Raw genomic sequence first — 12,112 nt, 5'->3', positions numbered from 1 at the left:
CTTCTCCTTTGATTGGAACTTGTTTGCGCCATGCCTCTGCGGACATTTCGCAATTCTTTTATTTCTTATCCAGCGATGCCCTACTTCCTTTGCCTCGATTTGATACAACAATCATTCATGCAAAAAGTGCTGCAAACGAGCCGCCGATGCCTGCGGTGCGTCTAGCGGCACCAGATGGCCGCTATCCGCGATTTCCGCGTAACTGGCCTGCGGCGCGAGAGCCGCCATCAGCTTCATCACTTCCTGCCGCACAAAGCTGTGCTCGCCATGCAGCAAGAGCATAGGCATGGTCAGGGTCGCCAATAAAGGCCACAGGTCATCAGAACGAAACGGCCAGCGTGTAAAGAAGTAAGGATCATGCTTGCGCACAAAGCCGCCGTGTCGCCCCGGCATGACAGATGCCTCCGCGTGCAATGCAAGCAAGGCCTGCGGTGCGTAGGCATTCGCCTTGCGTTCCCACTCCAGCACCTCCGTGCTACAGGAAAACCAGTCTGGACGTGGGAACAGTTCAGTTTCACCTTGCGCAAAATTGGGTTCGACATCGACCACGGCAAGGCGACGTATCATCCCGGCATGCCGTCCCGCATACTCCATCGCCACCAGTGCGCCCCAGGACAAGGCCGCGATATCAATCCGCGACGGCAAGCCCAAGCCTGCGATGACATCTTCCAGGTCTTCAACATGTTGCGCGGTTTTATACGCACCGTTGGCAGACCACTGGCTATCCCCATGACCACGCATATCCAGGGCATAGACAGCGCGCCCGCCAGACAACATATCGGCCACGTCATGCCATAGCCAGGCATGCCCGGTCACGCCGTGCAAGAGCAATAAAGGTGGCGCGCTCCTGTTCGCGCCATCCTTGCCGACAAATTCAAGCACATGCAGGCGTAAACCGGAGCGCGACGGCAAATAGTGATGGCGAACAACGGTAGTCGATACCATCTTCAGCCCTTCGGTTTGGCATTCATCAATTCAAAGAGCCAACGTCGATACTCTATCGTCACGACGTCGGCGCCACGCATAGGCGTTTCCCTTTGCGCCGGATCGCCACCGGCAAGATTGAACCAGAGCGGTCGCTGTGATTCGATAATCGGCTGGTCCTGTCCCAATACTTCATCTTCGAAATCCCGGAAGAAGGCATCGTGTTTGCTATCGGTACCGAAATCCCGCGCGATCCACCAAAAGCTGCGTGTCTGGGTCGCAGTAACGGGACTGGCCGACATGAACAAGACGTAGCGTTTGCCATTCGGGAAGATGCGCTTCAGGTGCACCGTATGCGGCATCGTCACGTGGTACTCATTGACCGGTTCTATCAATGCATCTGTAATTCCCAGCAATTCCTTCTTCAATCCCACGCCCGGTTCTTTGACGCCGCTACGATTGAAGCGCAATACCGGTCCTTCGCGCCAGACATCAACAGGCTCTACCCGCGGATTGGAACGACTGCCTATGGTGCCGTCGTGCACAAAAGAGAAATGCGCGAAGTCGACAAAGTTTTCCAGTCGGCGTGGTGAACTGGTTGCCCAGTCATAGCTGGTACCTTGCAGGACGTTGTATTCAGAATCATCAAATTCCGGAAATTCGGGAAATGCATATAAGGGCTCTTCCAGCGCCACCCAGATAATGCCGACGTGTTCAGCGGCGTGATACTTCGCGACCGATGCCTTCAATACATCGCACAATTCCTCCCGTGCCGGCACCCGTACACATTTACCGCCATCGTCATAACGCCAGCCGTGGTAAGGGCACTCAATCGTGCCGTCGACTATCTGCCCGAGCGCCAGCGATGTTCCTTTATGCGGGCAACGACTATCCAATGCAGTGACGACGCCATTCAAACGGGCTAGCACCAGGTTTTGATCCAATAGGGTCACCGCCAGCGGGGTATCGCCCAGCTCGGAAGCGTAAGCCACCGGATGCCAGAAACGGCGCAATGCCCGATACAGCGGATGATTTGCAGGGTCGTGCGGCCCTGTCATGGTGACGCCGATATTCGATAATTCAGTCATGTTGATGTCTCCACTTAATTAAAATAAGCACCGCCGTTAACCAGCAGGCTTTGCCCTGTGATGAAATCGGAACCGTCACTCAGCAGGAACAAGGCCGCTCCCACCATGTCGTGCGGTGTCTGTGAACGTTGCAGGCAACGACCCGCGATCGTGCGTTCGTCCGCAACCGAACCTTGTTTGGCGAGTATGTCTGCATCAGGAATCAAGTCCGGACAGAGCGTATTTGCCTGGATATTGTGTGCGCCGACCTCACGCGCCAGCGAGCGCGTTAAACCGATGATCGCCGCTTTGGAAGAAACGTAATGCAGGAAATTCGGCACCCCCTTGTATGGGGTATTCGATGAGACGTTGATGATCTTGCCGCTGCCCTGCTGGCGCATATATGGGAATACCGCGCGGCAGCAAAGCCACACACCACGTACATTGATTTCATAGCAGCGATCCCATTCAGCGATGGGAATATCCATGAAGGAACCGAAGCTGCAGCCCTTGAAAAATCCGGCATTGTTGATAATGCCGTCGATGCGACCGAAATGCGCATGCGTCTGCTTTGCCATCGCCTCGATAGAGGCGGGATCGCTGACGTCTATCTTCATCGCGATCGCCTGCTTGCCATAAGCCTGTGCCTGCGTCGATAAATCCTGCAGGTCCGCCATCACGATATTGGCACCGGCGGCCACCAGGCCGTCGCAATAGGCATGTCCGATATTGCCGCCGGCACCGGTAATGATGATGGTTTTATTTCTCAATGAATACGTCATCTTGTCTCCTTTTATGTTTTGGTAAATGTGAGAAATGGGTTTTATAAATCCAGCGTCAGTGATGTTCCTTTGCAACGCGATACACACAGCATCATGGTTCGATTGCCGGCACGCTCTGCGGCACTCAACACCGCATCCCTGTGCTCAGGTTCGCCCGCCAGCACTGCCGTCTCGCATGAACCACATACCCCTTCTCGGCACGAACTCAATACGCTCACGCCATTGCTGAGCAAGACCTCGAGGATCGATAGCTCGGCTGGTATCTGAAAGGTCCGCCCGGATCGTGCCAGCGTGACGCTGAAGGTTTCCGTCGCAGCATCCGATGCGATGGCCGGTGCACTGAAGTATTCAACATGCACCCGTTCCGCAGGTATGGCTGCGGTTGCTTGCTCGAAGCCCTGCAATAACATCCCCGGACCACAGCAGTAAAAATGCGCGGCGCCGGCATGTTCTGCTTCACTGCCTTGTACGAGTTCAGCCAGGTTGAGCATCTGATTACCCGGAACCTGATCAAAAACCGTATGCAGATGTGCGGTTTGCGTAGTCGCCGCCAGTGCCTTCAACGCATCCAGGAAAGCGGCCCGCTCTTCGGTCCGCGTGCAGTAGTACAAGGTCCAGGCACGCCCGAGTTGGTTCAGGCGCTGCACCATGCTGAAGATGGGTGTGATACCGATACCACCAGCGATCAGCACCGAATGCGCCGCCTCTTCATTCAAGGGAAAATTATTCCGCGGCAAACTGATCGTCAGCACATCGCCAGGCTTCGCCGCTTCATGCAGATAGCTGGAACCGCCCCTGCTCGCGGTATCGCGATTGACGCCGATCATGTATGCCTTCGACTCCCCCGGGTGCAGCAAGGAATACTGGCGTACCAGGCCATTAGGCAAATGCACATCGATATGGGCACCGGCGGTAGCTGCCGGCAATTGTTCACCGGCCAATGGACACAATTCAAATGAACGTATCTGCTCAGCCTCTATGCGTATTCCACGCACCCAAACCTGTCTTGTCTCCTGCTCATTCATAAACACCTCTGCTTGTTAGCATCCGACGACATGACGTCAGAAAAAATGGTGTCACCACTTGATCAATATTCAAAAATGCTTGCATGTCATTTCTTGAGTCACACGATATGCGAGCATTAAACCTTGTCATGTTTAACAACACAATCAACTTAATTTTATTTATTGATTAGATATATTTATTAATTAATGACACCCAAAATTACAAAAAAAAGCAGCACACCACTGACCGTGGATGTGCTGCAAAAGCAGGACTTACTCTTTAAGGAAGCAATCGTTTTAGAAGCGATGGCGTATACCGACAGCAAGACTTTTACCAGCCGATAGCGCATCAAGTTCGTCACGCATCAAAACCAGGTAAACATCGGTACGCTTGGACAGGTTGTAATCGTAGCCCAGGCTTAAAGTTTCGCGCTTCGCACCAAGCACCGGATCAAGCAGGCCGTAGGCTGCAAGCACCTTGCCCCCGCCTAAGGGAACAGCGACGCCCAAATCGGTCAGCTTGTACTCGATGTCAGGTTGGGCACTGACATTTTTTACCTGTCCGTACTGGGCAAACACCTTGACGACATCGAAATCATAAGAAGATCCCAACTGCCATGTCGTCGTGTCCGCAATTGCCGCCCCTTTGCGTACGCGCTGGTAAACCGCAGTCAAGCCCAAAGGGCCTTTCGCATACAACAGGCTGCCACCAACGTTAGGGCCGCCATTACCCTCACCCGCAGCTGCAATCAGGTTGACCGTCAAGCCACTGAAATTCGGCGAGATATAGGCGATCGAATCACTCCAGCCGCTATCCCCCGTGACGGTGCCGGAAGCAAAGTAGTGACGTATGCTGGGCGAGTATCCAAAAGAATCACCAAAAGGATTGAACAGCAAGGTAGAAGTAAACAAAGGCACGGAATTGCGCCCCAGCCTCACGCTACCGAAACGACCTTGCAAACCGACATAGGAACTGCGTGTCCAAAAGCCGTCGCCGTCAAAACGCCCGTTACTGCCGGTGTCGGCCCGGAAGTAGGATTCAAGCGCAAAGACGGTAGCCAGCCCGCCGCCCAAATCCTCACTTCCCTTCAAACCAAAATAGCTGGTCGTCATCTTGCCGTTTTCCACGCCGGTAACCGCAGACTTCCCCGGCTGCTTGTCATAAGCCAGCGCCACGTCTATCAAGCCATAAACCTGGACACTCGACTGCGCCTGACTTGCCGTTCCCCAAGCCAGCATGGCGACAAGCGCCAGGCCCTTTATTGGAAAATATTTCATATCATCTCTCCCCTACCGTTATAGGTTTTTTTAATGTGTGTCGGCCTGCTTGGCCGCATTGATCGAAGCTGCAAGATCCTCTTTGCTACCGTTGAAATACATATTGAGTAACAACGCACTGACTGCCGCCAGCAAGATGCCCGATTCGATCAGCAGATGTAAGCTGTGCGGTATCCATTGTTTGAAGTTGGGTGCCATCAAGGGAATCATCCCCATGCCCACCGAGATTGCGACGACGAATAGATTGTTGCGATTGGTTTTGAAATCCACGCCGCTCAGCATCCGTATCCCGGTTGCGATCACCATGCCGAACATGACGAGGCCGGCACCACCAAGCACGAAAGTCGGTACCGATTCCACCAGTGCGGCAATCTTGGGCAGGAAACCAAGGATGATCAGGATTACACCGCCTGCCACGCACACAAAGCGGCTACGCACACCGGTGACACCGATCAGGCCGATGTTCTGGCTGAAGCTGGTATAGGGAAAGGTATTGAAGATGCCGCCGATGACAGTACCCAGGCCATCGGTGCGCAAGCCGGCCGACATCACCTTGCGCTCCAGCTTGACCCCGCAAATCTCACCCAGCGCAAAGAACATACCGACCGATTCGACCATGATCACGATCATCACCAGCGTGAAGGTCACAATCAGGATCGGATCAAAGATAGGCATGCCGAAGGCAAAAGGCTGAATCAGTTCAAACATCGGTGCCTTGGCTACCTTGTCGAAATTCATCATGCCCAGGGCAGTCGCAACCACGCCCCCAACCACGATGCCCAACAGCACCGCGATATTGCCGAGAAAACCCTTGGCATAACGGGCGATGAACAAAATGGATACCATCACCAGCGCAGAGATCCCGATGCCACTCAGCACAGCGTAATTGGGATTTGGCACACTGGGTGCCAGCGCCAGGCCTTTGGGCACGGCCGGCACGCCTTGCACCGCGCTGGCTTCGGCCAGCCACTGCGCATGCTCAGGATTGACGATGCTGGGTGCGGTCGGACCAAAAGGATTACCGAAAATCCAGTTGATGCCGACCCGCATCAGGGTGATGCCCACCACCAGGATGATGGTGCCGGTCACCACCGGCGGGAAGTAACGCAGCAAGCGACTGATCAAGGGTGCAATCAGCATTCCTATCAAACCGGCTGCAATAATGGAACCAAACAGCAGTTGCGCGCCGGTTTCCCCGGGATTGGAATTGGCAATGGCCACCATCGGCCCCACCGAAACAAAGCTGACACCCATCATGGTCGGCAAGCGCAAACCAAACCACTGTGTCATGCCAAAAGATTGAATGATGCTGACGACACCACAACAAAACAGGTCGGCCGAGATCAGCAACACCACCTGTTCCGGACTGAGTTTGAGTGCCCGTCCGACAATCAGCGGGATCGCCACTGCACCCACATACATGACCAGTACGTGTTGCAAACCCAGGACCGCAAGTTTGCTGGTAGGCAGGCGTTCGTTGACCGGATGTACTGCTTGCGCTGACAAATCTGCATCCGGAATGCATGGCAGGCTAGCGGCTGGCTTTGCATAATCGTTCATTTACATCTCCATTTTTATATTGCCTTCCTTGAGCGCCGGAATAAGCGGCGGCCAATTGGCACTTCGCAAACAGCGGATGTCTTCAAGAGATATGAGGGCCGTATGCGATGGCGTGGGATAGTGCCGGACTCCGGTAACGGTCAAAGTCCAGTTTTGATGCTGTGCCCACCTGCATAAGCCGTCTTGTATTTACGTCCGCATCGACGCCACTCCTTTTATTGCAAAATTGCAATATGACGTCGTCTATTGAGCGCAATCAGTTGGTGCGATTGAAGTGTCTGAACAGCACTTCTGATTACTTTCAATATGTGCGCATTAAAGGCGCAATTCTTTTACAATACAATCAACTTAATTTGATTAATTCATTAGTTAATTTGCTTAGTTAAGTGCCCGCCAATTTATAAAAGGCCAATCAGATGAATCTCACCTTGCGACAGTTGCGCGCCTTCGTTGCGGTAGCCGAGTTATCGCAGTTCACGCTGGCAGCGGAACGCCTGCACATCACGCAATCGGCTTTGTCGATGCTGATACGCGAACTGGAAAAAGAGTTGGAGTTAAAACTGTTCGATCGACACACCCGCATGGTGCGTTTGACCGAACATGGTGAAGAGTTTTTGTTGACTGCGCGTCGTGTATTGAACGAGCTGGAAGTGGCAGTGATGCAATCGCGTGAATCGGTCAACTATAAGCGCGGGCGTGTCGCCGTTGCCTGTTCTACCGTATTGGCGGTAACACTACTGACGCCATTTATGCGCGAGTTCGCACAACGCCATCCCGGCATAAAATTGATACTGCGTGATGTAGCCGAAGAAAGCATAAAGAAACGTTTGCTCAACGGCGACGTCGACTTCAGCGTCGGCACCCAGCTCAATCCCGAATCCGAGATCAGTGAGTTGCCCATATTCTCTGACCACTTTGTTTTACTCATGCCCAAAGGACATCCGCTCACCAAGCAGACGCGTATCCCGCTACAAGCGATTTCGCAATATCCGGTCATTGCAATGGCACCGTCCAGTTCGATACGCGCCGTGCTGGAAGCACACCTGAAAAAACTCGATATCACGCTGAACATCGCGTATGAGGCATCCTTTCCAAGCACCATCATTGCCATGGTGCGCAACGGCATGGGAATCACTATCCTGCCAGCAAATGCGCATCAATTGACCAGCACGCAAGGCATCGTCGTGCGTAACTTTGGCAAGTCCAATTTCATTCGTACCGTATGCACCTTCCAGCTACGCAATCGTTCGCTCTCACCGGCCGCCGAACTATTCCACACCGAACTGCTGGAATATGTCGTGCGGCATCGATCAAAATTGACGGCATTGCCATAACAAAGCGTCCGTTTCCATTGATGCAAATAAAAATGGCGACCCAGCGGTCGCCATTTTTTTATGTACTGCCAAATGTCACCAGTAAGTCTCACGCTCCGGTGTCGCACTGACATTATGGATAGACAAATCAGCGCCATTGAATTCCTGTTCGGGATCCAGGCGTATGCCTACTGTCACTTTCAATGCGCCATAAATCAGGAAGCCGCCCGCCAGTGCAATCGAAATACCCAGGCCGGTTCCTATCAATTGCGACATGAAGGAAACACCTCCCATACCGCCGAATGCCTGCAAGCCGAAGATACCGGCCGCCAAGCCCCCCCATGCGCCGCACAAACCATGCAAAGGCCAGACACCCAGCACGTCATCGATCTTCCATTTGTTTTGTGTCAGCGCAAAGGCCCAGACAAAAATGAAACCGGCGATTGCGCCTGTAATCAGGGCGCCTAATGGATGCATTACATTCGAGCCGGCACACACGGCCACCAGGCCCGCCAATGGTCCGTTATGCACATAGCCCGGATCGTTCTTGCCTGCCAGGAAGGCTGCCAATGTACCGCCCACCATCGCCATCAATGAATTCACTGCAACCAGGCCATTCATTTGTTCCATGGTTTGTGCGCTCATCACATTGAAACCGAACCAGCCTACGGTCAGTATCCACGCACCCAGTGCGAGGAAAGGAATGCTCGAAGGCGGATGCGCCGCGATCGTGCCTTCCTTGGTATAGCGTCCGCGTCGCGCACCCAGCAACAAAACTGCCGGCAAGGCGATCCAGCCACCTACCGCATGCACGACAATGGAACCGGCGAAGTCATGGAAATTTGCACCGAAACTTTCTTTCAGCCATGCCTGAATACCAAAGTGCTGGTTCCATGCAATGCCTTCAAACAAGGGATACACCACACCGACGATCAAGGCGGTAGCCAGCAATTGCGGATGAAAGCGTGCGCGCTCGGCAATCCCGCCCGAAATAATCGCCGGGATCGCGGCAGCAAAAGTCAGCAGGAAAAAGAATTTAACCAGCTCATAACCATTACGTTGGGTCAGCACTTCTGCACTACTGAAAAAACTCGTGCCATAAGCGATGCTGTAGCCGACGAAAAAATAGGCAATTGTCGAAACCGCAAAATCGACTAATATTTTGACCAGGGCGTTGACTTGGTTTTTCTTGCGTACCGTACCCAGCTCAAGAAAAGCAAAGCCGGCGTGCATTGCCAAGACCATGACAGCACCGAGCATAATGAACAATGCGTCTGTGCCGTGTTTAAGTGCATCCATGCAAAATCTCCCAATATGTGTGCAAGACTGAAAAATGTATGCACCAGAAAAGCAAAAATCGTTCCATTTTGGTGATATTTGTAAGTTACTGATTTTTAAAGATATATTTTCACTACCCGATAAAAGCCCGGATAACGCACCAAAAATGAACGAAACAACGAGCCAAAACAGGGAAGCCGCATGATCCCGTGGTTGGAAGCTGATGATCCTTTCCCGCATGTTTCCAGCGCCCTCACCGAAGCAGACGGCGCGGCCGGCCTGTTGGCGGCAGGTGCCGACCTGTCAACCGGGCGTTTGCTGCAAGCTTATAAAAATGGAATTTTTCCGTGGTTTTCGGAGGGCCAGCCTATCCTGTGGTGGAGTACCGACCCGCGCATGGTTTTGTTCATCGAGAATTTTCGGATTTCCGCCAGCCTGAAAAAGAAACTCAAGAAAATCCAGCGCAGCATCAGCAGCCAGGAAGGGCAATGGGAAATCCGTTTCGACCATGCGTTTGAAGAAGTGATGCGCGCCTGTGCCGCCCCTCGCAATGGCGAAGGCGGCACCTGGATTTCCGACGAGATCATTGCCGGCTATACGGGCTTGCACCAGCTCGGCTATGCCCACTCATCCGAGTTATGGCTGGACGGAAAACTGGTGGGTGGTGCTTACGGCGTCAGCATAGGGCAGATGTTTTACGGTGAATCGATGTTCGCGCGGGTACCGGATGCTTCCAAAATTGCACTGGCTTACCTCGTACACTTCTTGCGAAATCATGGTGTTTCGATGATAGACTGCCAGCAAGAGACTACGCATTTGGCCTCATTGGGCGCAGCACCGATTGCACGCACGGAATTTATTTCCCGCCTGCGCCAGGCGGTCAGCGGCCCGCAAATCAAGGACTGGCGGCCAATTGCATTGTTTCCACATGACTGAAATGCATTATCGTTACACCAGCTGCCTGATAATGATTTAAACACCGAATTCACGGACTCGGAATTCACTCAGTTAAGCACGCAATCATGACGCACCCTAAGGAACTACCGTTCTCCACGCTCCAGTTCTACGCAACTGCACCCTACCCGTGCAGCTATCTGGATGGGCGGCAGGCGCGCTCGCAAGTCGCCACCCCATCGCACCTGATCAACGCGGACGTCTATTCGGAACTGGTCAAAAGCGGCTTCCGTCGCAGCGGTATCTTTACCTATCGCCCCTATTGCGATGGTTGTCAGGCGTGCACCCCGGTCCGCATCAAAACAGCTGAATTCGTACCAAATCGCAGTCAGCGCCGGGCGCTGACCAAACACAGTGATTTACAAACATCTGTCACCAAACTGACCTACCTGGCAGAACATTACGACCTGTATTTGCGCTACCAGACTGCACGCCATGCTGGTGGTGGCATGGACCAGGATAGCCGCGAACAGTACGCGCAATTCCTGCTGCAAAGCAAAGTGAATACACGGCTGGTGGAATTCCGCGAAGATGACGGTACCTTGCGTATGGTCAGCATTATCGACGTGCTGGACGACGGCCTGTCATCGGTCTACACCTTCTACGATCCCGAACCACAAAACGCTTCTTACGGCACCTACAATATCCTGTGGCAAATTGAGCAGGCGAAGGCATTGCAAATGCCGTATATCTATCTGGGCTACTGGATCAAGGAAAGCCCGAAAATGTCGTACAAAACTAATTTCCAGCCACTGGAAGCCTTGCAACAAGGTGAATGGACACCGCTTCCTGCCGCCGATCCGGCTTCCAAGCCTTAAAATAGTGGACAATAGCGGACTTGAAAACCGGCCGGATTCAGTTTCCCGGCTGGGCCGCCTTTGATCCGCCAACCTGACTCCATACCGTGTCCGACAAACTCCTCTACTCCCTTGCCCGCCCGTTCCTGTTCGCGATCGACCCGGAAGCCGCACATAACCTGACTTTGCCTGCGTTGCGCCGTGCCGCGGCATTGGGCCTGACCTCGTCTATCGTCAAACCTGCCGATGATCCACGCACTGTAATGGGCCTCACCTTCCCGAATCCGGTGGGTCTCGCCGCCGGCCTGGACAAGGATGGGGCTTATATCGACGGACTCGCGACATTGGGCTTCGGCTCGATCGAAGTCGGCACCGTCACGCCACGGGCACAACCGGGCAATGCCATGCCGCGCATGTTCCGCCTGCCGAAGGCGAACGCCATCATCAATCGCATGGGCTTCAACAACGGCGGTGCCGATGCCTTTGTTTCAAATGTGCGCTCATCAAAGTTTTATCAAAACAAGGAAGGCATACTCGGCCTGAATATCGGCAAAAACGCCGATACGCCGATAGAGCGCGCAGTCGATGACTACCTGATCTGCCTGGAAAAAGTTTACCCATACGCAAGCTATGTGACCGTCAACATTTCATCGCCCAACACCAAGAACCTGCGCCAGTTGCAAGGTGCCTCCGAACTGGATGCCCTGTTGTCGCAACTCAAGGATGCACAACAACGTTTATCCGACCAGCACAAACGCTATGTACCGATTGCATTGAAAATTGCACCGGATATGGAGCTGGATCAAATCCAGACCATCGCGCAAGCACTGTTGCGCCACAAGATGGATGGTGTCATCGCAACCAACACAACCGTCAGCCGTGAGGCTGTCAAAGGTTTGAAGTACGCAGAAGAAACCGGTGGCTTGTCAGGTGCACCAGTATTTGAAGCATCGAACACCGTGATCCGCGCGCTCAAGAGCGAGTTGGGTGATGCACTGCCTATCATCGGCGTAGGCGGCATCCTGTCGGGCACCGATGCGCAAGCGAAAATCGCTGCCGGTGCATCGCTGGTGCAACTCTATACCGGCCTGATTTATCGCGGTCCGGCCTTGGTAAAGGAATGCGCAGCAGCGCTGCACGCCTGAGCCTTGCATT

The 12,112-nt window shown here is 53.6% G+C and carries 11 protein-coding genes; 4 read left to right on the top strand and 7 right to left on the bottom strand.

Features of this window, described 5'->3' with window-relative positions:
• Positions 1 to 111: 111 nt before the first annotated feature.
• The 6 genes from ACFQPC_RS01300 to ACFQPC_RS01275 all read right to left on the bottom strand — a co-directional run bounded on the left by ACFQPC_RS01300 (position 112) and on the right by ACFQPC_RS01275 (position 6,615).
• Positions 112 to 945: an alpha/beta fold hydrolase gene (locus tag ACFQPC_RS01300; protein WP_382269848.1), complete on the bottom strand. Its 834-nt coding sequence runs from the start codon at positions 943 to 945 to the stop codon at positions 112 to 114.
• Between the two features lie 2 nt (positions 946 to 947).
• Positions 948 to 2,012, bottom strand: a complete 1,065-nt coding sequence (locus ACFQPC_RS01295; RefSeq protein ID WP_382269847.1) for a Rieske 2Fe-2S domain-containing protein — start codon at positions 2,010 to 2,012, stop codon at positions 948 to 950.
• Positions 2,013 to 2,026: 14 nt separating this feature from the next.
• Complete coding sequence (locus ACFQPC_RS01290) at positions 2,027 to 2,773, bottom strand: SDR family NAD(P)-dependent oxidoreductase (protein ID WP_382269846.1); 747 nt, start codon at positions 2,771 to 2,773, stop codon at positions 2,027 to 2,029.
• 41 nt (positions 2,774 to 2,814) lie between these two features.
• A complete protein-coding gene (locus tag ACFQPC_RS01285) occupies positions 2,815 to 3,798 on the bottom strand; it encodes a PDR/VanB family oxidoreductase (RefSeq protein ID WP_382269845.1) in 984 nt (327 codons plus the stop codon).
• 276 nt (positions 3,799 to 4,074) lie between these two features.
• Positions 4,075 to 5,055: a porin gene (locus ACFQPC_RS01280; RefSeq protein WP_382269844.1), complete on the bottom strand. Its 981-nt coding sequence runs from the start codon at positions 5,053 to 5,055 to the stop codon at positions 4,075 to 4,077.
• A 30-nt stretch (positions 5,056 to 5,085) separates the two neighbouring features.
• On the bottom strand, positions 5,086 to 6,615 hold the full coding sequence (locus tag ACFQPC_RS01275) for a nucleobase:cation symporter-2 family protein (protein ID WP_382269843.1): 1,530 nt from the start codon (positions 6,613 to 6,615) through the stop codon (positions 5,086 to 5,088).
• A 416-nt stretch (positions 6,616 to 7,031) separates the two neighbouring features.
• Between ACFQPC_RS01275 and ACFQPC_RS01270 the strand changes: the two genes are divergently transcribed.
• Positions 7,032 to 7,949 carry a LysR family transcriptional regulator gene (locus tag ACFQPC_RS01270; RefSeq protein WP_382269842.1) on the top strand — a complete coding sequence of 306 codons (918 nt, stop codon included), beginning with the start codon at positions 7,032 to 7,034 and terminating at the stop codon, positions 7,947 to 7,949.
• 75 nt (positions 7,950 to 8,024) lie between these two features.
• On the opposite strand, the gene ACFQPC_RS01265 is transcribed toward ACFQPC_RS01270, so the two are convergent.
• Positions 8,025 to 9,227: an ammonium transporter gene (locus ACFQPC_RS01265; RefSeq protein ID WP_012080363.1), complete on the bottom strand. Its 1,203-nt coding sequence runs from the start codon at positions 9,225 to 9,227 to the stop codon at positions 8,025 to 8,027.
• Positions 9,228 to 9,407: 180 nt separating this feature from the next.
• Here ACFQPC_RS01265 and aat point away from each other — a divergent pair, with 180 nt between their 5' ends.
• From aat to ACFQPC_RS01250, 3 genes are all read left to right on the top strand, one after another.
• Positions 9,408 to 10,142, top strand: a complete 735-nt coding sequence (gene aat, locus ACFQPC_RS01260; protein WP_382269841.1) for a leucyl/phenylalanyl-tRNA--protein transferase — start codon at positions 9,408 to 9,410, stop codon at positions 10,140 to 10,142.
• Positions 10,143 to 10,228: 86 nt separating this feature from the next.
• Entirely contained in the window at positions 10,229 to 10,978 is a 750-nt protein-coding gene (locus tag ACFQPC_RS01255; RefSeq protein WP_382269840.1) for an arginyltransferase, read from the top strand.
• Between the two features lie 86 nt (positions 10,979 to 11,064).
• Complete coding sequence (locus ACFQPC_RS01250; RefSeq protein ID WP_382269839.1) at positions 11,065 to 12,102, top strand: quinone-dependent dihydroorotate dehydrogenase; 1,038 nt, start codon at positions 11,065 to 11,067, stop codon at positions 12,100 to 12,102.
• The last annotated feature ends 10 nt before the right edge of the window (positions 12,103 to 12,112 follow it).

Source organism: Herminiimonas glaciei (genome assembly GCF_042664955.1).
Classification (GTDB): Bacteria; Pseudomonadota; Gammaproteobacteria; order Burkholderiales; family Burkholderiaceae_D; genus Oxalicibacterium; species Oxalicibacterium glaciei.
This window is presented reverse-complemented; position numbering and strand designations above follow the sequence as displayed.